Source organism: Pantoea sp. 18069, assembly GCF_902706035.1.
Lineage (GTDB): Bacteria > Pseudomonadota > Gammaproteobacteria > Burkholderiales > Burkholderiaceae_C > Comamonas.
In genome coordinates, this window is record NZ_CACSJA010000025.1 from 1 (window position 1) to 23,576 (window position 23,576).

The 23,576-nt window shown below is 64.4% G+C and carries 18 protein-coding genes; 11 read left to right on the forward strand and 7 right to left on the reverse strand.

Annotated elements, in window-relative coordinates:
• The 6 genes from GVL12_RS17945 to GVL12_RS17970 form a co-directional block, all read left to right on the forward strand.
• The coding region (locus GVL12_RS17945) for an Ig-like domain-containing protein (RefSeq protein ID WP_159916536.1) at positions 1-3,036 on the forward strand (3,036 nt) is incomplete at its 5' end.
• A gap of 99 nt (positions 3,037-3,135) precedes the next feature.
• Positions 3,136-4,653 (forward strand): TolC family protein, encoded by a 1,518-nt coding sequence (locus tag GVL12_RS17950; protein ID WP_159916538.1) that lies wholly within the window; start codon positions 3,136-3,138, stop codon positions 4,651-4,653.
• Positions 4,654-4,673: 20 nt separating this feature from the next.
• Positions 4,674-5,468 carry an efflux RND transporter periplasmic adaptor subunit gene (locus tag GVL12_RS17955; RefSeq protein WP_200843874.1) on the forward strand — a complete coding sequence of 265 codons (795 nt, stop codon included), beginning with the start codon at positions 4,674-4,676 and terminating at the stop codon, positions 5,466-5,468.
• Between the two features lie 3 nt (positions 5,469-5,471).
• The gene (locus GVL12_RS17960) at positions 5,472-7,016 is read left to right on the forward strand and encodes an HlyD family efflux transporter periplasmic adaptor subunit (protein WP_200843875.1); all 1,545 of its coding nucleotides are present in this window, start codon (positions 5,472-5,474) and stop codon (positions 7,014-7,016) included.
• Between the two features lie 224 nt (positions 7,017-7,240).
• On the forward strand, positions 7,241-9,229 hold the full coding sequence (locus GVL12_RS17965; RefSeq protein WP_200843876.1) for a site-2 protease family protein: 1,989 nt from the start codon (positions 7,241-7,243) through the stop codon (positions 9,227-9,229).
• A gap of 306 nt (positions 9,230-9,535) precedes the next feature.
• Positions 9,536-10,039, forward strand: a complete 504-nt coding sequence (locus GVL12_RS17970) for a hypothetical protein (protein WP_159916544.1) — start codon at positions 9,536-9,538, stop codon at positions 10,037-10,039.
• Positions 10,040-10,096: 57 nt separating this feature from the next.
• On the opposite strand, the gene GVL12_RS17975 is transcribed toward GVL12_RS17970, so the two are convergent.
• The 3 genes from GVL12_RS17975 to fabF all read right to left on the reverse strand — a co-directional run bounded on the left by GVL12_RS17975 (position 10,097) and on the right by fabF (position 14,476).
• Positions 10,097-10,558 (reverse strand): PA2169 family four-helix-bundle protein, encoded by a 462-nt coding sequence (locus tag GVL12_RS17975; RefSeq protein WP_159916546.1) that lies wholly within the window; start codon positions 10,556-10,558, stop codon positions 10,097-10,099.
• A gap of 196 nt (positions 10,559-10,754) precedes the next feature.
• Complete coding sequence (locus GVL12_RS17980; protein WP_159916548.1) at positions 10,755-12,887, reverse strand: TonB-dependent siderophore receptor; 2,133 nt, start codon at positions 12,885-12,887, stop codon at positions 10,755-10,757.
• Between the two features lie 317 nt (positions 12,888-13,204).
• Positions 13,205-14,476: a beta-ketoacyl-ACP synthase II gene (gene fabF / locus GVL12_RS17985; RefSeq protein WP_159916550.1), complete on the reverse strand. Its 1,272-nt coding sequence runs from the start codon at positions 14,474-14,476 to the stop codon at positions 13,205-13,207.
• 102 nt (positions 14,477-14,578) lie between these two features.
• Between fabF and GVL12_RS17990 the strand changes: the two genes are divergently transcribed.
• The 3 genes from GVL12_RS17990 to GVL12_RS18000 all read left to right on the forward strand — a co-directional run bounded on the left by GVL12_RS17990 (position 14,579) and on the right by GVL12_RS18000 (position 17,546).
• On the forward strand, positions 14,579-15,169 hold the full coding sequence (locus GVL12_RS17990; RefSeq protein ID WP_159916552.1) for a TetR/AcrR family transcriptional regulator: 591 nt from the start codon (positions 14,579-14,581) through the stop codon (positions 15,167-15,169).
• 184 nt (positions 15,170-15,353) lie between these two features.
• Positions 15,354-16,565, forward strand: coding sequence for an MFS transporter (locus GVL12_RS17995; RefSeq protein ID WP_159916554.1), 1,212 nt, complete (start codon positions 15,354-15,356; stop codon positions 16,563-16,565).
• 417 nt (positions 16,566-16,982) lie between these two features.
• A complete protein-coding gene (locus tag GVL12_RS18000) occupies positions 16,983-17,546 on the forward strand; it encodes a fasciclin domain-containing protein (RefSeq protein WP_159916556.1) in 564 nt (187 codons plus the stop codon).
• Between the two features lie 91 nt (positions 17,547-17,637).
• Here the strand turns inward: GVL12_RS18000 and GVL12_RS18005 are convergent, their stop codons facing one another.
• The 4 genes from GVL12_RS18005 to GVL12_RS18020 all read right to left on the reverse strand — a co-directional run bounded on the left by GVL12_RS18005 (position 17,638) and on the right by GVL12_RS18020 (position 21,082).
• The gene (locus GVL12_RS18005) at positions 17,638-18,372 is read right to left on the reverse strand and encodes a zeta toxin family protein (protein ID WP_159916558.1); all 735 of its coding nucleotides are present in this window, start codon (positions 18,370-18,372) and stop codon (positions 17,638-17,640) included.
• Positions 18,369-18,614: a hypothetical protein gene (locus GVL12_RS18010; RefSeq protein ID WP_200843877.1), complete on the reverse strand. Its 246-nt coding sequence runs from the start codon at positions 18,612-18,614 to the stop codon at positions 18,369-18,371. The genes GVL12_RS18005 and GVL12_RS18010 overlap by 4 nt, the downstream gene beginning before the upstream one ends.
• Before the next feature lie 262 nt (positions 18,615-18,876).
• A complete protein-coding gene (ychF, locus tag GVL12_RS18015) occupies positions 18,877-19,971 on the reverse strand; it encodes a redox-regulated ATPase YchF (protein ID WP_159916560.1) in 1,095 nt (364 codons plus the stop codon).
• A gap of 127 nt (positions 19,972-20,098) precedes the next feature.
• Positions 20,099-21,082 (reverse strand): porin, encoded by a 984-nt coding sequence (locus tag GVL12_RS18020; RefSeq protein ID WP_159916562.1) that lies wholly within the window; start codon positions 21,080-21,082, stop codon positions 20,099-20,101.
• Between the two features lie 570 nt (positions 21,083-21,652).
• Here GVL12_RS18020 and GVL12_RS18025 point away from each other — a divergent pair.
• Positions 21,653-22,774, forward strand: a complete 1,122-nt coding sequence (locus GVL12_RS18025; RefSeq protein WP_159916564.1) for an FAD-dependent monooxygenase — start codon at positions 21,653-21,655, stop codon at positions 22,772-22,774.
• Between the two features lie 64 nt (positions 22,775-22,838).
• Positions 22,839-23,543 carry a DsbC family protein gene (locus GVL12_RS18030; RefSeq protein WP_159916566.1) on the forward strand — a complete coding sequence of 235 codons (705 nt, stop codon included), beginning with the start codon at positions 22,839-22,841 and terminating at the stop codon, positions 23,541-23,543.
• Positions 23,544-23,576 lie beyond the last annotated feature (33 nt).

A 23,576-nucleotide genomic window follows, 5' to 3' on the forward strand; every position in this document is an offset into this window, starting at 1 on the left:
CCCACCATCACCTACGAGTACGAACTCAAGACCCCGGTGGACGACACCAGCAAGTCGCCCACCGACGAGTTCGACGTGACGGTGACCGACAAGGACGGCGACAGCACCACGGTGACCGTGGTCGTGGACATCACCGACGATGTACCGGAAGCCTCCAACGACACCGCCACCGTAGACAACGGCAGCAATATCGCCACCGGCAACGCCCTGGGCAACGACACCCTGGGTGCCGACCGCGATACGCTGGTCTCGGCCATCGCTTCCAACAATGTCTCCGGCAACACTGTCGTGTCCAACCCCGATGGCTCGTTCACCATCGCGGGTGAACATGGCACGCTGACGATCCAGCCCGATGGCGCGTATGAGTATGTGCGCAACAACGGCGAGCCCCTGACGGCCACCGATGTGTTCACCTACACCATCACCGACAAGGACGGCGACACCTCCAGCGCCACCATCACCATCACCATTGCGGACCACACCCCCGTGGTGACGGACAAGGACGGCAACCCGCCCGTGCTGCTTCCTGTCGACCCGGCAGACCCCACGGGCCCGACCCGTCCCGTGATCAAGCCCGACGCCAGCGTCAGCGAAAGCGGCCTGCCCGACGGCAGCGACCCGGACTCGGGCAGCAACATCACCACCGGCACCATCACCCTGGTGCCCGGTGACGGCACGACCACGATCACCATCACGCCCCCGGGCGGCTCACCTGTCACGATCCACCCCGGTGTCAACCCTCCGATCGAGACGCCTCATGGCGAAGTGACGGTAACGTACACACCTGGCAATGGCACGGACGCCCCCACCATCACGTACGAGTACGAACTCAAGACTCCGACCACGGATGACCCGGGCACGCCTCCTGCCGATGCATTCGTGGTCACTGTCACCGATGGCGACGAAGACCCATCTTCCGTGACCGTGGTCGTGGACATCACCGACGATGTGCCCGAGGCCGCCAACGACACCGCCACCGTAGACAACGGCAGCAACACCGCCACCGGCAATGCCCTGGGCAACGACACCCTGGGTGCCGATCGCGATACGCTGGTCTCGGCCATCGCTTCCGACAATGTCTCCGGCAACACTGTCGTGTCCAACCCCGATGGCTCGTTCACCATCGAGGGCGAACATGGCACGCTGACGATCCAGCCCGATGGCGCGTATGAGTACGTGCGCAACAACGGCGAGCCCCTGACGGCCACCGATGTGTTCACCTACACCATCATCGACAAGGACGGTGACGCCTCCAGCGCCACCATCACCATCACCATTGCCGACAAGGCCCCGAGCTTTGGCAGCTCTACAGGTGGAGGCATGACTCCGCCCCATGGTTCGGTCAATGAATCCGGCCTGCCCGAAGGCAGCCACCCAGGTTCAGGCAACACCACAACGGGTGAACTGATCATTGAGGAAGGTGATGGCGCCACCACGGTGACCATCACGCCACCACCCGGCTCTGCGGATACGACGCCCAAGGACCTGACCCCAGGCCAGAGCACCACGTTCGAGACGCCCAACGGTACGGTGACGGTCGACTACGGCACGGACCCGGTGACCGGCAAGCCAAAGATCGAATACACGTATGTGCTGAAGACACCGTCCAGCGGGGACAACACAAGCGATACGTTCACGATCACCATCACGGACAAGGATGGTGATACCGCATCGGTGCCGGTGATCATCGACATCCTGAACGATGCTCCGACCGCCGAAGACGACACCCACACCACCAAGGTGAATGTGCCTGTCGAAGGCAACCTGGGCAGCAATGACACGGCGGGTGCCGACGGCGGTCTGACCTGGCAAAAGGCTACCGAGCCAGCACATGGCACGGTCACCGTCCGCGCAGATGGCACCTACACCTATGTCCCCCACCCGGGCTTTGTCGGCGCCGACACGTTCACCTACACAGTGACGGACAGGGACGGCGACACCTCCACGGCAACGGTCACGATCACGGTGGTCAATACACCGCCCCTTGCCGTCGATGACAGCAACGTCACCGAGCCAGGCGAGCCGGCCACTGGCAACGTGATTGCCAACGGCTCGGCGGGTGACCACACCGACAGCGATCCAGATGGCCAGTCCCTCACGGTCACGACAATCACGGTAGAAGGTGTCACCTATACCGTGCTGCCAAACGACACATTGCTGATGGTGATTCCAGGCAAGGGCGCTCTGCAAATTGGCAGCGATGGCAGCTACACCTTTGTGCCGTATGGCTCATGGAATGGCCAGGTGCCGGACATCCTGTACACGATCTCCGATGGCTTCGGCGGTACGGCAGAGGCCACGTTGCGCATCACGGTCACAGCCGCGCCCTTCAATGTAGAGGTGCCACACAGCCCGTCCGGCGAGATTCCCACGGACCATGGCGGCGGCAGCGAACGACCATTGCACGACCCCAAGGGCGAATCCCCATGGAAGGGCAATGCGTTCCTCGATCCAAGCGTCTTCTGGGAGGACTTCAGCTTCATGCGCGAAATGCGCCTGCCCACGGTCCTGCACCCCATCACCTACGTGAATGTCGAGGTGCAATTGATGCAGCTGGAAAGCCAGTTGCAGGACATGCTGAGCAACTGGTCTGGCTGGTACCACGAGCAGGCCCAACTGATGTCGGCATCCAACCATCTGGCGATGGACCCGAATGTGTTTGTGGCGCACGCCGTGCGCGCTGCACAGCAGGAACGCCGGTTCTGGGAGTTCCTGGCAAGCGGAATGATGGTCAATTTGCCGGTGGAAACGCCGGATCAGGAACGACTCTTCAAGATCGATGCAGACGAAATAGAGTCGTCCAACCGCCAGAACGACAGCGATCCGACCGCAGCAGGGCAGACATCCCAGAGTCCCGCTCCATCCGAAGCCCCGCAAGCGCTGCTGGACCTGCTGCAGCACTGGGATCAAGACGATGCAATGGCCGATCTGGCCGGGTCGAAGGACACGCAGGCCGCGGCGACACAAAGCAAGGCTGCTTCGTTCAGTGACCAACTCAAGCTCCTGGCCCATCAGCTTCCGAGCCACGTGAGCTGATCCAGCTCCTCAAAGTTCTTTCATCCCTTGAAGTTGACCGACGCAGCAATGCGCCGGTCACCCCCCCTCTCTTCATTGTCCGACTGGAATCACACAATCATGACAAGCCGCATTCCTCCTTTCGCTCTTCGCATCACCACCGCCTGCCTGCCTCTGCTGCTGGCCGCTTGCGGATCCATCACGCCCAAGGCATTCAGCACCGATGAAGTCCGGGAGCGTGCCGCTCAGGACATGCTGTCCATGTACAAGGACCAGGAACCCATTGCCGGCCCTATCGACTTCCATGAGGCCGCTGCCCGCGCACTCAAGTACAACCTGGACTACAAGCTCAAGCTGATGGAGCTGGCACTGGCCCGCAGCCTGCACGATGTCTCTACCTATGAGATGCTGCCCAAGCTGGTGGCCGGTGCCGGTTATGCCAGCCGCAACAATGACTCCGGCGGAGTCTCCGTGCTGATCGAGCCACCGCGCACCGTGTCGCTGCAGCCATCGACCTCGCAGGAGCGTGATCGCTCCATGGCCAATTTGTCGTTCTCCTGGAACGCACTGGACTTTGGCGTGTCCTACTACCGCGCTCAGCAAAAAGCCGACCAGGTGCTGATGTCCGAAGAGCGCCGCCGCAAAGTCATCCAGAACGTGCTGCAGGATGTGCGCAACAGCTACTGGCGCGCATTGGGCGCACAGAAGCTGCTGGGCCGCGTGGACACCTTGCTCGATCGTGTGAACAACGCATTGGCCCGTTCCAAGGAAATCGAGAAACAGGGCCTGATGCCTCAGGCACAGGTGCTGGGCTACCAGCGCGCGCTGCTCGATGCGGTGAACACCTTGACACTGCGCCGCCAGGATCTGGAACTGGCCATGTCCGAGCTGCGCGCCCTGATGTCGGTAGCCCCGGGCGTGAAGTTCACACTCGCCGAGCAAAGCGAGTTGCCTCTGCCCCGCGTGCCGGCCAGTATCGAGGCACTGGAAAAAATGGCTCTGGAGCACCGTCCCGAAATCATGGAAGAGTGGTATCGCAAGCGCGTGACGGAAAACGACATCAAGGCCGCCAAGGTCCTGCTGTGGCCCAACATCAGCTTTGATGCAGGCTGGCAGTACGACTCCAACAAATACAGCTACAACAACGACTGGATCGATACCGGCGTGCGCGTGTCCTGGAATCTGCTCAAGCTCGCCCAGTACCCTGCCTTGCAAAACGCCCAGCGGGCCCAGAACGAAACCGACGACATGCGCCGCATGGCCTTGTCCATGGCGGTGCTGACACAGGTGCGCGTGGGTGTGCAGCGCTATGGCCTGTCGCTGTCCGAGCTGAAATTTGCAGAAGAAAGCATGCAAGTCGACCAGCGCCTGCTGAACTACGCCAATGCAGCAGCCAAGAGCCAGTTTGATTCCGAGCTGGAAGTGATCCGCACCGAAGCGCGCGCCTTGCTGGGCGAGTACCAGCGTTATGCGTCCTACTCCAACGCCCAGGCAGCCTGGGGTCGCCTGTACAACTCCGTGGGCCTGGACATCCTGCCGGCCACCGTGGAAAGCCACGATGTGAAGACGCTGGCCCATTCCATGCAGAGCACCATGGCGCAATGGCAGAAGGCGGTGTTCCAGACCGCAACCAAGTGAAGCACCGTCCCATGCTATTCATGAAAAAAAGCAAATATGCGCAGTGGGCACTGGGCTGCACTGCCATCTGGCTGGCCTCTCAAGCACTGGCCCAGACCACGGCAGTGGCGCCCGCGGTCCGCAGCGCCCCCCCCATGGCGGCACAGGCGGACCCTCACGCGATTCGCGTACTGCTCAGCCCCGAACTGGAAACCGTTCTCGCATCCCAGATGCTGGGGCGCATTGCGACCCTGAACGTAGGCCTTGGCACCCGAGTGGCCAAGGGCCGTACCTTGCTGAGCTTCGACTGCAGCGAGGCGAATGCCCGCCTGCGCATGGCCCAGGCCGAGTACGCCAACGCCAAGGAGACCCAGGATGTCAAGGAGCGTTTGCGCAAGCTCGATGCCGCCGGTGACTCCGAAGTCATGCTGGCCCGAACCCAGGCCGACAGGGCCAGGGCAGCGATTGCCCTGACGGAAGTGCAAATGGGGCAATGCGTGGTCAAGGCACCGTTTTCTGGCCACATCGTCAAGCTGCATGTCAAGCCCGCACAAGGCGTGAACGTGGGTGTTCCGCTGCTGGAGATGGTCAGCGACGGCCCGCTCAAGCTGCGCCTGAACGTGCCCTCCCGCTGGCTGCACGCACTCAAGAACGGCACGACGTTTGAGGTGGTCATTGACGAAACGCGCAAGACCTACCCAGCCAAGGTGACCGCCATCAACGCCCGCGTCGATGCGGTAGCCCAGACCATTGAAATGGAAGCACGTATTGATGGCCAGCATCCCGAGTTGCTTGCAGGCATGAGCGGCGTGGCCCGCTTCCCCGGACTTCAATAAACCATGGCAAGCGCATCCCCCTCGGCTGCCGCCCTGGTGGCCCAGTTGGAGGCGCGTGCCCGTGCCTCCAACACGCCAGCTGAGCTGGCTTTCTCCATTGCGAACGACAGCTTTGGGCTGCTCGGTTTTCGACAATCCTTTGTCATGACGGGCAGCGGCAGGCAAGCCCGCCTGCAAACACTGTCTGGCCTGGCGATACCGACCGAAGACAGCCCTTACCTGATCTGGCTGCGCCGCAGCTGGCCCTGGATACAGGAGCGCCTGAACAATCAGGCCGGCTGGCTGCCCTCTGCAGCCTCCCGCGGGCATGAACCAGTTGCGCCTGTAGCCTCCCGCGCAGCTCAGGCTCCAGCATCCGGGGAACCCTCCACCCGGGCACATCAGCCCGCGCCTGATGCCAACAGCGCGCAGACACCTGGCCGACCTGATGCAGCCCATGCAGCAAAAGCAGCAATGCAGCCGCCAGCCGCGCCGCCCATCGAGCAGCCGGCCCCCAGCCCCATGCCCGCCGAAGTGTTTGACGGCTGGCAGGAGTGGTGGCCCGAAGGGCTGTACGCCTTGCCACTCAAGCGCCGTGATGGCGTCATTCTTGCCTGGGCAGCTTTCCTGATGGAGCAAGAGCCCAGCAGCCTGCAAAGGCAGGCGCTGGGTCACTTGGCTGTGTACTGGGGCTATTGCTGGGAAATGCTGGGCGGAAAGCCGCGTCCCAGCCTGCGCCAGCGTTGGCAGGCTCTGGGGAGGAAACGCCATGTCATCTGGGTTGCGCTGGCCATGCTGTGCGTGCTGCCGGTGCGCCAATCGGCGCTGGCACCCGCTGAAATCGTGGCGCTCGATGCAACGACCATCGCCTCGCCACTGGATGGTGTGGTCAAGACATTCCACGTTCGCCCCAATCAGGCCGTAAAGGCAGGCGATCTGCTGCTCTCGCTGGATGACACCACCCTGCGCAACCGACTGGCGGTGACTGCGCAGTCGGTCGCCGTCGCCGATGCGGAATGGATCGCATCCAGCCAGAAGGCGTTTGACAACATGCAAAGCAAAGGCGATCTGACCCTGCTGCAAGGGCGCACCCAGGAAAAGCGCGCCGAACTGGCCGCAGTGCAAGCCCAGCTCACCCGCATCGAAGTGCGTGCACCACACGACGGCATTGCCGTCTTCGGCTCCTCGGACGACTGGCTGGGCCGTCCGGTGGTAACCGGCGAGCGCATCATGCAAGTAGCCAACCCCCAATCGGCGGGCGTGCTGATCTACCTGCCCATGGCCGATGCCCTGGTGCTGGAAGAAAAAGCACCCGTGAAGCTTTTCCTCACGGTCAAGCCCTTGTCGCCTCTGGATGCGACCGTGACAGAGACCAGTTATCAGGCCAGCCTCTCGCCGGACAATGTTTCCAGTTACCGCTTGCGTGCCACGCTGGCCCCTGAGCAGTCACTGGACGATGCGCGCATCGGCCTGCACGGGACCGCCAAGATTTCCGGTGGCTGGGTACCCCTGGCCTACTACCTGCTGCGCAGACCGCTGGCCACCGTGCGTGAGTGGAGCGGTTGGTAATGTCTCAGGCAATTGCCCCGGCTGGTGTGGAGAGCCTGACCGCCAAACCGGGAGGCCAGCCCCCGGACAGGAAAACACCTGCCGCCCTGGGCCCCCTCGGCGCAGGCAAACCGCAAGGCAAGCGTCCTGCAGCCCCACCGGCTGCGCCACTGCGAGAAGACCTCAAGCTCCACCGCAGTGCGGCTTTTGCCGACGGCGCTCCCGCCTGGGCGATCCAGGACCCCGTGAGCAACCGGTTCTATCGCATTGGCTGGCTGGAATACGAGTGCCTGCTGCGCTGGAATCTGCCGCCCGCGCGCATTGCGCAGGGCATCAGCGCCAGCACCACGCTGCAGGTGGATGAGGAGCAGGTGGCCGAGTTTGCCAAGTTTCTGGATCAGCACAGTCTGCTGCGCGCCACGCCACAAAAGGTGGAGCAGCTGCAAAAGAAAAGCGGCGAAGCCAAATGGAAAAGCGGCAAATGGTGGCTTCACACCTACCTATTCATCCGCGTGCCACTGGTCAGGCCGCAGCGCCTGCTGCAGGCCATGATGCCTTGGGTCGCGCCGCTGTTTACATGGACTGCGCTGTGGTTGTTGCTTGGCGCCACGACCTTGGGCCTGATACTTGTCGCCCGCCAGTGGGAGACTTTTGCCAATAGTTTCATGGACATGCTCTCGCCCTCGGGCCTTGCAGGTTTTGCGCTGGCGCTCATTGTCTCCAAGACATTGCACGAGCTAGGCCATGCCCTGGTGGCTACACGGCTGGGCGTGCGGGTGGCGCACATGGGCGTTGCGCTGGTCATCTTATGGCCCATGCTCTACACCGACACCAGCGAATCCTGGCAACTGCGCAACCATAAACAGCGCCTGGCAATCTCCATCGCCGGTGTGAGTACAGAACTGGCACTGGCGGGCCTTGCCACCCTGGCCTGGGCCTTGCTTGACGACGGCCTGCTGCGCCAGTCGATGCTGTATCTGGCCACCACAGGCTGGATACTTTCGCTGGCACTCAATGCCAGCCCCTTCATGCGGTTTGACGGTTACTTCATCCTCTCCGACATCCTCAACTTCCCCAACCTGCACGAACGCGCAGGCGCCACCGCCAAAGCCTTCATGCGGCGCAAGCTCCTCGGTCTCAAGGAGCCGGATCCCGAGCCATTTCGACCGCAAGTGCAGTGGAAATTGCGCCTCTTTGCCTATATCACCTGGCTGTACCGGCTCATCGTCTTTCTCGGTATCGCCTTGGCGGTCTACTTCTTCTTCTTCAAGGCACTGGGCATTTTCCTGCTCGCCGTGGAGTTGTGGTGGTTTATCGCCAAACCTGTTTGGACTGAAATCATGGTCTGGAAAAAACGCTGGCCCGAAGTCCCCACCCGCAACCGCCTTCTCCTCCGGGGTTGCGTGGTGCTGGTGATCGCATTGGCCGCCTTTCCCTGGTCTGCCGACCTCAAAGTGCCAGGCGTCGCGCGCGCCGAACGCCAGCAAGTCATCTACAGCCCTCAGCCAGCCCAGGTCATCGAGCTTCAGCCCCAAGGCTTGGTCGAAGCCGGTCATCCGCTGGCCCAGCTAGACACGCCTGACCTGCAGGCCCGCATGGCCCGCACGCAAGCCAGCGTCACGACCCTGTCCCAGCAGCTTCCACGCCTGATGGGCCAGGAGCAGGGGCTGGATGTTCAGCAAGCCACCATCCGCCGCCTGGAAGAACAACTGGCCGAAACCCGGGCCATCGAAGGCGAAGCAGCCCAACTGCAACTCAATGCCGAGTTCGACGGCCACTGGCGCGATGTGGACCCCCATCTGCGGGCAGGGACCTGGGTCAACACCCGCGTTCCGCTGGGCGTGCTGGTCGATCCCGAAAGCTGGGTCGTGGACACCTATGTCGACCAACAACAGATCAGCCGCATCACCGTCGGCGCCAAGGCCCAGTTCTGGCCCCAGCGCTGGGGCACACCGATGAATGCCACCGTGCTCGAAATAGACAGCACACGCAGCCAGCAGCTCCCCTACTCCATGCTGGATGCACGCCATGGCGGCACCATTGCCACCCAGCCCCACGAGAAGGAGTCACTGCCTGTCCAGCCCCTGTACCGGGTGCGCCTGACACTGGAAGACGCCCCGGCACAAATGCGTGAACTGCGTGGCATGGCACACATTCGCGCCGAGCGCAGCAGTTGGCTGTGGCATGTGCTGCAAAACGGCCTGGCAGTGGTGATACGTGAAAGTGGATTCTGACGCACCGCTCCCCGTGCGTTCTGGCATGCTCCCAGCGCCTGGCCACCTGCCAGCGGTGCAGCAGAAGCCCGAAGACGGCGCGCAGGAAACGGGGAATGGGCCCGGCGGGATGCGGCAACTGCTGCACGCGTGCGGGCCGGGCCGGCCTAAAAAGCCAGCGGCCAGGTGCTGAAGCCCGCGGCGACACGGCTTTTCGTCCTATGGCGCCGGGCGACCGGAAACGCTAGGCTGGACTTTCAAGCAGACGGCGGAAAACGGGCCGCGCCCATGCCAGCCGAATCCGCCCCCAACCTGAGGAGCACAGCAATGGATCCTGCAGAACACCGCGCCTATGGCGTGTTCAAGCCCATCGGTCACATGGTGGTTTCGTTTCCCGATGCGGCCAGCGCCAACAACGGCCATGCGGCGCTCACGGCGCTGGGCAGGTCGGCGGCCGATATCCACCGCTACACCGCCGCACAGATGCTGGCCCAGTGCGATGCCGATATCGCCAGAGCCAGCCCTGCGGCTTCGGTCGGCCAGGAGCTCAATCTGGTGAAAGCCAATCGTGAACTGGCCGCTCAGGGCTTCCACTTTCTCGTGGTGCGCGTGGAGAGCGATGATCTCGCGCGCCAGGCAGCCGATGCGCTGCAGGCCCAGGGAGCGGAACGCGCCCAGCTCTATGGCCATTTCATCATCGAGGAAATGATCACGCGCGCGGCCGACCTGCCCCAGGTCAAGGAGTCGCCGGACACCGGACTGGACCCGCAGACGCCTTCGGGCGAGGAAAAGGAAAGGGCGCAATTGCGCCCTCCGGAATCCAAGTCCTAGCGCATGACGGCCAGCAGGCGCCCCGCGCGGCGGGGCAGCCGTTGCCGTCAGCGGCTTTTATACCTTGTCGGCGCGGCGCGCCGCATCGCGCAGTTCACGGATCTGCAGGTGGTTGCGCTTGGCGCCTTCGTATTGGCGCTGCACGACGACGCGCACATCGGCCGGCAGGTCTTCCTCAAGCGCCTTGCGGTAGCGCTCGAGCGCCTTGTCTTCGCCGCGCTCGGCTTCCTCGAGCATGTTGAGATCGCTGTGGCCCGCAAGCGTGCCCTTCACGGCCACCCAGCCCCGGTGCGCCGCACCCGCGAGCGTGCCGCCGTCGGGGGTCGAGCGGCCGCCGAGCTGGCCGACAACAGTGCGCAGTTCCTCGGCGGCCAGACGGCAGTCCTGGGCGCGCGACAGGAAAGTGTGCTTGAGGCTGGCGGTGCGCGCATGCTCGGCGCTGCTGGTAAAGCCGAATTCGCCATCCTTGCAGTTCTCGATCAGGTCGTTCAAGGTCTCGATGACTTTCTTGTTGTCCATGGTGCGGTTTCCTGGTTGATTGACGAAATGGCCCGCCTCGTTGGGCGGGCCTGGTTCGCGGCATATGCCATGCCCGCGGCTCAGCCACGGGGAAACTCCATTTAACGCCCGCGAAAAACCTCCTGGAGTCGGTCTACGGCCCATGTCGGGCGCATCCAGGGACTACAAGCGCCGGCCCTGCACGATGGCGGCGCAATCAGAAGCGATGATTGAGCGTCAGCTCGCAGCGCCGCCCTTGCCCCGCAAACCACTGGGTGGTCGTGTAGTAGGCCGTCGTGAAGAAGCGCTGGTCGAAAACATTGAAGCCGCGCAGCGTCAATGCGGTGGCCGCGCTCGCCTGCCATTGCAGCGCGAGGTCCGCCGTGCTGTAGGCCGGCAGCGCCAGGATGTTCGCGCTGTCGGCGTAACGCTTGCCGACATGGCGCAGGCCACCGGACAGCGTCCAGTCGGGCTGGAGCTTCCAGCCGAGCCAGACATTGGCGACGCGCTGCGGCACATCCGTGGGCACCTTGCCATTGCGCGAGACGACAGCGCCACCGGCCCACTCGCTGAAATCGTCGTAGCGGGCCTTGAGCAGCGCCACATTGGCATCGACTTGCAGCGCGCGCGCGACCTGCATGGACAGCGTGCCCTCGACACCTTGCGACGAGCGTTTGCCGACCTGGATGCGCAGCGCCGGATCGTGCGGATCGCGCGTCAGCAGGTTGTTGCGCGTGATCGCATAGGCCGCCAACGTCCAGTCGCCCTTGCCCTGCCAGAACGATTGCTTGATGCCGACTTCGAGCTGCCGGCCTGTGGAGACATCGAAACGGGCGTTGGCCGCCGACAGCATCAGCAGGCCGCTGACCGGGTCCGCGGCCTGCGCGGCCTGGGCATAGAGCGAGAGTTCGGGCTGCAGCTGGTAGACAGCGCCGACGCGCCAGCCGCTGTGGGCGTAGCTGCGATCGAAGGCCAGCGTGCCCGCCACGAGGTCGCGGCGGGACAGATCCGCGTGGTCAAAGCGCGCTCCCGCGACCAGGGACCAGCGGTCGGTCAACTCCAGCCGGTCCTCGGCAAACAGCGCGTATTGCTGCGCCTGGTTGCGGGCGCGCGCAATATAGGGCTCGGCGCTGAAGTAATGGCCAGGATCGGGCTGGTGCACGTCGACCGCGCCCGAGCTGCCCGCGTAGTTGTTGTGGCGGTGCCTGAACGCTGCGCGGTTGATGTCAAAGCCCAGCGACAGCTGGTGGGCACGCCCGAAAAGCGCGCCCATGAAAGTCACATCCGTGGTGTTGCCGGTCTGCGTCTGCTCATGGCCGATCTCGGTGTTGTCGGGGCGGTCGATCAGGCCGGTCGCGGCGTTGAACGTATAGGTCTCGGCGTTGCGCCAGTGGCGGCGGCTGGTGATGTGGTAGAGCTTGCTGCGCGCGACGATGTCACCGCCCGGCGCCCATTGCGCGCTCAGCTCGGTCCAGCGGTCGCGAAAGCGGATGTCGCTGTCCTCCACGTTGTAGTTGCGCGTGTGGATCGCGGGCGCCTGCACGCCATGGATCAGCGGCACGCCGAAGTAGCGCATGGGCGCCTGGCGGCCTTGCGCGTGCGCGAGCTGCAGGTGCAGATCGGGCGTTGCATCCCAGCGCAGCGCGGCCGTGGCCGTGGCGTTGCGCGTATCGCCGCGGTCCACCCAGCCATGCGAGCGGTCGGCGCTCAGATCGAGCCGGTATGACCACTGCGCGCCTATCGCGCCGCCGCTGCCAAAAGCCAGCGCGCGCCTGCCCGCGCTGCCGGCCGTGGCCTGGATTTCATGGCGCACCGGCGCGCGCATCGGCTTCTTCGGGATGACATTGACGACGCCGCCAATCGCACCATCGCCATGGACCACCGAAGCCGGTCCGCGCAGCACTTCGATGCGCTCTATCGACCAGGTGTCGAACGGAAAGCTCACGCCCACGCCGCCATATTGGCGGGTTCCGTCATACAGCCGCATCACGGCCGTCGTATCGGTGAAACCGCGCGCCGACAGGCTTGCGCTGTTGCCCGCATGGCCCAGGCTGGTGATTCCCGTGGAGCGGGTGATGGCGTCGAGCAGCAAGGAATCCCCACGCGCTTCGAGCTGCGCGCGCGTGATCACGTCGACGCTGGCCGGCGTCTCGCGCGCGCTCAGATCGAGGCGGCTGCCGGTGCCTACAGAACGCTCCAGGCGGCTGCTGCCGGCGGAGTGAACGGTGATGGTTTCTAGGCCGGGATCTGCCTGCGCGCCGCTGGGCGTAGCGACAAAGGCCAGTGCAATGAGCGAGGGCAGCGGCGAAACCAGGCGGGACAGTGGCAGGCAATGGTGCAACAAAATCATAGCCAATGATTATTGCAAATAATACATCGATAGCTTTAGTGATTAAACGGATTGACGCACTGCGACAAGGCCCCAGCTGAATTCCGCCAAGGCAGCCCCCATCCATGGCCCGCTTCGCAAGCGGATGGCGTCGCCATCGCCGTCGTCAATGCCCTGCTTGCGAGCCTGATCCGGCACTGCCTGGCCACGCAGGTCGGTGCGTCGGCTTCAGCCGAGACGCTGCGCGAAGCGCCGGGCCGCAATGAGCGCCGGCGTGGTGCTCGTACTGCCGCGCCGCAATGGACACGCGCCCGTCCAGAAGCCGGCAACCGACGCCATCAGCCCACAAACCGCCGCAGGATCAGCGAGGCATTGACGCCGCCAAAACCAAAGCCATTGAGCATCGCGTGCTCGATTTCCTGCGCCCTGGCTTCACCTCGGACCAGGTCCAGCCCGTCGGCCAGGGGGTCGGGATGGTCGAGGTTGAGCACGGGCGGCACGATCTGGTCGCGCAATGCGAGCACGGTGAAAATCGCGGCCGCGCCGCCGGCGGCGCCCAGCATATGGCCCAGTGCCGATTTGGTCGCGGTGATCGTCGGGCCCTGGCCCATGCCAAACACCTTGCGTATGGCCGCGAGCTCGCCCCTGTCGCCTACCGGCGTCGACGTCGCATGGGCGTTCAGATGCTGGATGTCCTGCGGCTGCAGCCCTGCCTGGCGCAACGCCATCTGCATCGAGCGCGCGGCGCCCGACCCATCTTCCGGCCCCGAAGTCACATGGTAGGCGTCGGCCGACGTGCCGTAGCCCACGACTTCCGCCAAAGGCGTCGCCCCGCGCGCGAGCGCGTACTCAAGGGATTCGAGCACCAGCAGCCCCGCGCCTTCGGCCATCACAAAGCCATCGCGCGCCGCGTCGAACGGCCGCGAGGCGGTTGCCGGGTCGTCGCCGCCGGAATTCGACAACGCTTTCGCCGCGGCAAAGCTGCCCAGCGCCACGCGATCGATGGTGGCTTCGCTGCCGCCGCACAGCGCCATGTCGGCTTCGCCACTGCGGATCAGCCGCGCCGCATCGCCCATCGCCTGAATGCTCGCCGCGCAGGCCGTGACCGGCGCGCCCAGCGGGCCCTGGAGCTGGTGGCGTATCGACACCTGGCCCGCGGCGAGGTTGGCGAGAAAAGCCGGCACCGTGAACGGCGACAGGCGTTGCGGCCCTTTGCCGTCGGTCGTGCGCACCGCTTCGACAATCGTGCCGAAGCCGCCCACGCCCGAGCCGATGACGGTCGCGGCGCGCTCCTTCTGCGCGGCGCTGGGCTCCCGCCAGCGCGCCTGCGCCAAGGCCTGGTCGGCCGCGCCCAGGGCAAACGCAATGAAGCGGTCCAGGCGCCGCAGTTCCTTGGCGCAAACCACGGCCTCTGCATTCCAGCCGGCGTCGGGGTCTTCGTCCAGGCCCGGGACTCTGCCCGCCACGGCCGCGCCGGTGCCGGCGCTGATCGCGGGATCGAGCGCGCGCACGCCCGACTGCCCCGCCAGCAGCCGCTGCCAGGCCAGCTCCACATTGCAGCCCAAAGGAGAAACCAGCCCCAAGCCGGTGATCACGACACGTCGCCCCATACAACACCTTTCGCTCGCCAAGCCCGTGCGCCGCAGCGCCATGACTCCATTGATGATGGCACTCATCATAAATTACTTTTGATGATGGCTATCATCTAAGCCATGAAAGTCAGCAAAGCCCAAGCCGCGCAGAATCGCGCAGGCATCGTCGAAGCCGCAGCCCGCCTTTACCGCGAAAAAGGCCTGAGTGGCGTCGGGGTCGCGGAGATCACCCGCGACGCCGGCCTCACGCATGGCGGCCTGTACCGGCACTTCGAATCCAAGGATGCGCTGGCGCGCGAAGCCTGTCTGCGCGCCTTCGAGTGGACCATCACGCCGCTGGATGGCCTAGAGCAGGACAGCGATGCCTCTTCCACGGCCAGGCTTCAGGCCATGGTCGACAGCTACCTGTCCGCCAGCCACAGGGACCATCCCGGCGAAGGCTGCCCCGCAGCCGCGCTGGCAGCCGATGCGGCGCGCGCCGGCCCCGAAATGTCCGATGTGTTTGCCCAGGGCGTGGAGCGCAATATCCAGCGCTTCATGCGCGTGCTCGAAGGAGAATCGTCTGAAAAGCGCGCGCAGACCATGGTCATCCTGAGCAGCATGGTCGGCGCCCTGGTGCTGGCGCGCGCGACCGCGGCGGGCAATCCCGCGCTGTCGGAAGAAATCCTGCAGACCCTGCGCGAACGGCTGGTGCCCAGCGCGCCCGCATGAAGCCACAAGCCCGGCATGGTCGCAAGACCTCTTTGAAAAGTATCGGGAAAAACCAACAATCCTTTGGAAATGTAAACTCGCGCCGAGGTCCCTGCACCTTGCGTTTTCCTCTCCCCCTTCCCTGCTTCTTCTCCTCGAATCACCCTATGCCGGCCCGGCCGGCGGGTTGCTGCATTGCCCGCATATGGATAGCACCGTCACACCCCCTTTGTCCTCCCCGGCGTCCGCTGGCAGCACTTCCGCTGCGTCCTTTCTCAAGGCCTTGCTGGCTCTGGGCGTAGGCGGCTTCAGCATCGGCACCGGCGAATTCGTCATCATGGGCCTGCTGCCCGATGCAGCCCGGGAGCTGGGTGTCTCCATCCCGACCGCGGGCCATCTGATCAGCGCCTATGCACTGGGCGTGGTGATCGGTGCGCCGGTGCTGGCGGTACTGGGCGCGCGCATGCAGCGGCGCAAGCTGCTGATGGCGCTGATGCTGCTCTATGCCGTCGGAAATTTCGCCAGTGCCGTGGTGCCTGGCTATGCCAACCTGGTGCTGATGCGCTTTTTCAGCGGCCTGCCACACGGCACCTATTTCGGCGTGGCGGCGCTGGTGGCCGCGCATCTCGCACCACCCGGACGGCGCGCGCAGGCCGTGGGCTACGTCATGCTGGGCCTGACCATTGCCACGCTCGTGGGCGTGCCGTTGGCGGCCGGGCTGGGCCAGTGGCTGGGCTGGCGCGCAGCCTTTGCGCTGGTGGGCGCCATTGCGATGCTCGCGGTGGCACTGGTGTGGCGCTGGATTCCTGCGCTGTCCGCGCCCGCGGGCGCCAGCCCGTGGCGCGAACTTGGCGCACTGCGCAGCAAGCAGGTCTGGCTCACGCTGGGCATTGCCGCCATCGGCTTCGGCGGCATGTTCTCGGTGTTCAGCTACGTCAAGCCCACGCTGATGAACCTCGCGGGCCTGCCGGAGCAAGGCGTCCCATTTGTGCTGGCGCTGTTCGGCGTCGGCATGGTGGCCGGAAATCTGGTCGGCTCGCGCCTTGCGGACAAGGCGCTCATGCCCACCATAGGCGGCATGCTTGCCTGGTCGGGCGCCGTGCTGCTGCTGTTCTGCTTCACGGCCCACAACCTGTGGCTGGGTTCATTCAATGTGCTGCTGGTGGGAACCGCGGTGGCGCTGGGCCCGGCCTTGCAGATACGCCTGATGGACGTGGCCGGCGAAGCCCAGACCCTGGCCGCCGCCCTCAACCACTCGGCCTTCAACCTGGCCAATGCGCTGGGCGCCTGGCTGGGCGGCATCGCCATCTCGATGGGCCTGGGCTGGGAATCCACCGGCTGGGTCGGCATGCTGCTGGCGCTGGGGGGCCTGGTGATCTTCGGCATTGCGCTGGCTGACATGAAGCGCCGGGGCTGAAGCTGCCCGGGCTTGCTGCTCGGCGCGCCCCAAGCCCACAAAAGCCGTTGCAGCATCCGCAGATTGAGCGACACCACCACGGCGGCGCGTGGAAATTCCTCTCGACTCACGTCAAACGCGAGTACCAACGCGAGAATGCGCACGGCTAGAAAGCACCCGGTGTGGCAAGAAATGTGCTCGTTGGAAAGGTTCGCACCTGTTCGAAAAGAAGCCGACATTCCTTGCTGCCATGGGGTTCGCAGCGCATGAAGCGATGGGATTCACATTTTTGAAAATGTTCAGCCACCGCGGAATTCTTCGGCGTCGTGGGTGCAACGCGTGGCCGTCCGAAAAATTCTTGAATCCAAAGCCTGGGGTTGCTGCGTATTCATTTCAGCCGAAACGCTTCGGCATCCACTCAACCTCAAGGAGCTTTCCATGACATCGACCCAAACCACCCGCAAGATCGCCTCGTTCAGTCTTGCCCTCGTGATGTCTGCCGCGTCCGTCGCCGCCATGGCGGATGTGATGGTCGGCGGCGCTCCCATGCTGGCGTCCAAGGACATCATCGACAACGCGGTCAACTCCAAGGACCACACGACCTTGGTTGCCGCAGTCAAGGCAGCGGGCCTGGTCGATACGCTCAAGAGCCCGGGCCCGTTCACGGTGTTTGCGCCCACCAACGCCGCCTTCGCGGCCCTGCCGGCCGGCACCGTGGACACCCTGCTCAAGCCCGAGAACAAGGGCACGCTGACCACCATCCTGACCTACCACGTGGTGGCCGGCAAGTGGGATGCCGCGGCTCTCGCCAAGATGATCAAGGATGGCAAGGGCATGGCCAGCATCAAGACCGTCAGCGGCGGCACGCTGGTGGCCAAGTCCAATGGCTCCAAGATCATGCTCAGCGATGAAAAGGGCGGTACGGCCACGGTGACGATTGCCGATGTCTACCAGTCCAACGGCGTGATCCATGTGATCGACAAGGTGCTGCTGCCCAAGTGAGTCCACGAATGGCAAAACGCCCCGCAAATCACAAATTTGCGGGGCTTTTCAAACCCCATGCCAGGGCATGGGGCAGCTGCGGGCAGTCGCCCTATTCAAACTTGTCCCACAACGCCGTCTTGAACCAGGCAGGCATTTCATCGGTCTTCATCTCGATTTCCACGCCGTCCGTGACTTCCGCCACCCAGACACGATCCGAGACCGAGTTGTCGAAGATGTAGGCCCTGTCCGCATGCATCACTGCTTGCGACAGCAACTCCAAAGAGCGCACATACCGGCTGCGAATCTTGTCTTCTGCCACCGGGTGCCCGCCAGTCTGCACACGGTAGCTCACGCGCGCCACATTGATTTCGGGGTCTGCCGTAGCCACAAAATACAGGTGGGTGCGGTATCCCGCCTGCTGCGCCTTCTGCAGAAACGCCACCTTGTCAGGCGAGGACATGACGGTCTCGAATGTGAAAGAGACCTGGGCCGCCAACAGCTTGTGGCGTATGAAATCGGCCAGCACCGAGGCCCAGTAGGAATTGACAGCCACTGCACCAAATACGACCCGGCCATCCACCAGCGTCAACTGCTGAACCTGTTGCAAAAGCCCGGCGTTCGCCAGCAAGGTGGACGCCTGCAAGAACGCCAGAAGTTCGTCCGCACCCGCCTCGACCTCGAAGTCCGCCAGGCTCAGGCATCCATTCGCACGAATGGCCTTTTCTATCTCATCGGCGTTGACGTAAACGCCCAGCCACTGCGACGGCAGCATGTCCTTGAGCGTGCTTTTTCCCGAGCCATTCGGGCCTGCAAACATTCGCAACCGAGGAACCGGTGCATTCATGCTTTACGTGCCCGCACACGCTTCTCACCGACACGCACTTGTGTTGGCTTTGCGATGCTGCGGATGACACGCACGGCCCCTTCCGCAGTGGTTTCAATCAATTGACCTTGACGCGCCTCAATCACCTTGCCGCTGGTGGTCAGCGCTTGCAAGTAGGCAAGCTTGAACGCACTGCCCGCCAGCTCGGGAATACGGGCCTCCATGCGCTGCATGGACTCTTCACTCATTCGAGTCTGGTTCATCGTTGTCCTCCATGATTCGGTGCTACTCGCACCGGTCCAATTTCTTGAGCCCACACAGGCAAATCCTCAGCCATGGTATCGAGAATTGAGTATGCCCATAAGGCCAGGCACATGCTCAAGCACCTTCAGTGCGGCATCCTGAGCCCATGCCCAATTTTTCCAAAGACAAAGTGACACATCCCGAACTAAAAAAGCCCTGCAAATCAATGATTTGCAGGGCTTTTTGGCACCCCATGCAAGCGCATGAGGCAACAGTCAAAACTCAAACGTTGAACAGGAAGTTCAGCACGTCGCCGTCCTTGACCACGTATTCCTTGCCTTCGGCGCGCATCTTGCCTGCGTCCTTGGCGCCTTGCTCGCCCTTGTAGGCGATGAAGTCGTCAAAGGCAATGGTCTGGGCGCGGATGAAGCCACGCTCGAAGTCGCCGTGGATCACTCCCGCGGCCTGGGGTGCGGTCGCGCCCACGGGCACGGTCCAGGCGCGCACTTCCTTCACGCCGGCGGTGAAGTAGGTCTGCAGGCCCAGCAGGCTGAAGCCGGCGCGGATCAGGCGGTTCAGGCCGGGTTCGTCCTGGCCCATTTCGGCGAGGAACATGTCACGGTCCTCGTCGCTCATTTCCGACATTTCGGCTTCCATCTTGGCGCAGATGGCGACCACGGGCGCGCCCTGGGCGGCCGCGTATTCCTTCAGGCGCTCGAGCAGCGGGTTGTTGTCGAAGCCGTCATCGCTGACGTTGCCGACGAACATCGCGGGCTTGGCGGTGATCAGGCAGAACTGCTTGAGCAGCGGCGCATCTTCCTTGGAGACCGGCACCACGCGCGCGGGCTTGCCTTCGTTGAGCGCGGCCAGGATGGGCGTGAGCAGCGCCACCAGCTTGGCGGCGTCCTTGTCGTTGCCCGACTTGGCGGCCTTGCTGTGGCGGTTGAGCGCCTTCTCGACGGTGGCCATGTCGGCCAGGCACAGCTCGGTCTGGATGACTTCGATGTCCGAGATCGGGTCGACGCGGCCGGCGACGTGGATCACGTTGTCGTCCTCGAAGCAGCGCACGACGTTGACGATGGCGTCGGTTTCGCGGATGTGGGCCAGGAACTGGTTGCCCAGGCCTTCACCCTTGCTCGCGCCCGCGACCAGGCCGGCAATGTCGACGAACTCGACGATGGCCGGGACGATGCGCTCGGGGCTGATGATCTCGGCGAGCTGGTTGAGCCGCGGATCGGGCACTTCGACCACGCCGGTGTTCGGCTCGATGGTGCAGAAGGGATAGTTTTCGGCCGCAATGCCGGCCTTGGTCAGTGCATTGAAGAGGGTGGACTTGCCCACATTGGGCAGGCCCACGATGCCGCATTTCAGGCTCATGGCAGGGCTTTCTGGAAATCTGGGGACAAACCCGGCATTTTAGGGCTTGGTGCATATCCCTGCCAGCCATGCCTGCAGCGCATGGCCGGCCGCCGGGCTGTCCCCTGCGCAGAGCCTGCGCCGGCGATCAGAATGCGTGCGACATTCCCACGCCGAAAGCGGTGCGCGATTCCACATGGGCGTCGCGCTTGTGGCCCAGGCTCGCGTACAGCGTGGTGCGCTTGGACAGCGCGTAGTCGGCGCCGACCGAGACAAAGCGGTTGGTGTCCTGGTTCAGGCGCTGGTGGCCATAGCCGGCCTTGAGCGTGGTCTGGCCCATCTGGTAGGTGCCGCCCAGCGTGGTGGCGCGGGACTCGCCGACATTGCCTGCGCTGCGGCTGAAGTCATGGGCCAGCATCACGGCCGCGCTGCCGAAGCGGTACTTGCCGGCGAGAAATGCGTTCTTGTCGCCCAGGCTGTTGCGCTCGTAGGCAGCCATCGCAGCCACCGCCTGCTGGTCATATTCAAGCACCGCCGAATACGGCCGGCCCGTGGCGCCGAGCGCGGTCTGGCGCTCGGGCGAGGCGCTCAGGCGCAGCGTGAAGCCGGCGATCTGGGGCGAATCGTAGAAAACGCCGTTGTTCAGCCGGCCATACTCGGGCGTGCCGTTGTTGCCGAACGGATCGCTGGGCGTGAGGTAATGCCACTGGTGCCAGGCCGGCGAGGCAATGCGGTTGAAATTGCCCCAGGGATCGAACTTCCAGTCCTGCGCCCACATCGCCGTCAAGGCCCGCCCCACGCGCACCGTTCCCCAGCCGCCTTGCAGGCCCACGGTGGATTCGTCGTGCCAGAAAGGTTTGAAACCCGCGCCTTCGGTGGTGCCGGTATCGAGTTCCAGTCGCGTGCTCAGGCGGAACACCGCTTTGAGGCCGCCGCCCAGATCTTCGAATCCCGAGATCGCCACATTGCTGCGCTGGATGGTGCCCAGTTGATTGACGCCATCGAAACCCCGATAGACGCCGGCGTCGAGCAGGCCGTTGATGGATACCGAGGATTGCGCCCAGGCGGGCATCGATGCCGCAAGGGTGCCAAGGACTGCACAGGCCAGAAGCCGGGGTGGGTTGCAGCGCATGATGAATTCTCCTTTGGTCGTTCGCTTGACGCGACGCAGTCCCGGCCCCTTTTGCAAAGGCGGAAAGCTAGCGCTTCCCGGGACGGGCGGCGTCTGAAAGCGAATGGAATGGAGGCAGGTGCCTCAATGATGGCCGGGCCTGCGCGTCGTGCGCGCGTCACCAGCCGGCAGAAAGCTGCAGGGCCGCACACCCTGTCCGGGCCTTGGCGAGAAGGACCATGACGATGACAGCCGCAGCAGCGTCGAGAGAGCCGCCCGGAGCATTGGAACAAAGCACGAAGCTCCAGGCATTGCCCTGCGGCAGACCTCCCATTCCAGGCTCCAGCGCCCCCTGCAGACAGACGACGGCCGCGAAGCGGAACTCCACCGGCCGTCGTCTTCCAGCGGACATTCTATTCACAGCCTCATGGGTATCCGGATGAAAAACCCCGTCGCGCCGTCAGCGCCGTTTGCGGGAACGTTCTGCGCCCAGGCCGGTCCATACAAGCCTGGGCTGGCTTTCCCGAGGTATTTGCCGCGCGCATTCTGCGCCGGCCACCGAGGAATACACAGCCTCCTACAATCCCCAACATGGCGCAAACCTTTGACATCTGTATTCGTGGGGCCGGCATCGTCGGCCGCACCCTGGCCCTGTTGCTCGCCCGTGAACGCCTGCGCGTCGCGCTCGTGGCGTCTCCAACGCCACCCGCGGGCCACCACGACGTGCGGGCCTACGCCCTGAACGCGGCCTCGCGCCAGCTGCTCGAATCGCTGCGCAGCTGGCCCGACGCCCAGCACGCAACGGCGGTGCGGCACATGGAAGTGCATGGCGACCTCGATGGCAACGTGCATTTCGATGCCCAGGCCCAGGGGGTCGATGCGCTGGCCTGGATTGTCGATGTGCCCGCGCTCGAAGCCCGGCTGGGCGAGGCCGTGCGCTACCAGCCGCTGGTCGAGGTGGTGGCCGCACCCGTGGCCGCGCCGCTCACGGCCGTCTGCGAAGGGCGCGCAAGCCGCACGCGCGCCGAATTCGGTGCCGAGTTCGCGATCACCCCCTATGGCCAGCATGCGATCGCCACGCGCCTGCATTGCGAGAAACCGCACGGCGAGAGCGCGCGCCAGTGGCTTGCGCCCGAAGGCATTCTGGCGCTGCTGCCGCTGGACGGCGCGCAAGGGCAGACCGTGGCCGTGGTCTGGTCGATCGCCCAGGAAAACGTCGACACCTGGATGAACGCCAGCCCCGAAGCGTTTACCCAGCGGCTTGAAGACATCAGCCAGGGCGCGCTCGGCCGGCTCACGCTTGCCAGCGAGCGCCTGAACTGGCCGCTGCAGCAGGCCATGGCCGACCGCTGGAGCGGCGCATCGGCCGATGGCCGCAGCTGGGTGCTGGTGGGCGATGCGGCCCACAATGTCCACCCGCTGGCCGGCCAGGGACTCAATCTGGGCCTGGGCGATGCACAGGCCCTGGCGCGTGTTCTTCAGGAACGCGATGCCTGGCGCAGCACGGGCGACCGCCGGCTGCTGCGCCGCTACGAGCGCGAGCGCAAGGCCGCGCTCGCTCCCATGGGCCTGGCCATGGATGGCCTGCAGCAGCTGTTCACGCGCCGCGAAGCGCCGTTGCAGGCGCTGCGCAACTGGGGCATGAAGGGCTTCGAGCACAGCGGCCCGATCAAGGACTGGATGGCCCGCCAGGCCATGGGACTCGGGGCCTGAAGGCGCAGCGAAGGCCACTGCCTGCCGCGCCCTCCCGCCCCTCAATGACTACGGAATACTCGCAATGAAACTGATTTTCTCCCTGCTGGCCTCTGCGCTTCTGTCCATCGGCATGACGGCCCAGGCGCAGGACGCCAACCTGCGCAAGACGCTGACCGAACGCATTCCCCAGCTCGACAAGATAGAGGAAGTGCGGCCCACGCCCATGGCGGGCCTGTATGAAGTGCGCATAGGTACCGACCTGTTCTACACCGATGCCAAGGGCAACTACCTGATCCAGGGCGAACTGATAGACACCAAGGCGCGGCGCAACCTGACCGAGGATCGCATCAACCAGCTCACTTCGGTGGACTTCGCGGCGCTGCCGCTCAAGGACGCCTTCACCATCGTGCGCGGCAACGGCGCGCGCAAGATGGCGGTGTTCGAAGACCCGAACTGCGGCTACTGCAAGCGCTTCGAGCGCGACCTGCAGAAAGTCGACAACGTCACCATCCACCTGTTTCTCTACCCCATCCTGAGCCCCGATTCGGCCGAGAAGTCGCGCAACATCTGGTGCGCCAAGGACCGGATCCAGGCCTGGCATGACCTGATGCTGCGCGACAAGGTCACGCCGCCGGCGAGCTGCGACACCGCGGCGCTGCAGCGCAACCTGGCGTTCGGGCGCAAGTACAAGATCACGGGCACGCCGACGCTGATCTTTGCGAACAACGCACGCGTGCCTGGCGCGATCAGCGCCGCCGACGTAGAAAAGCACCTCTCGGCCCAATGAGCGCCGGGCGCTTGCCGCGCCCTGCACCTTTCT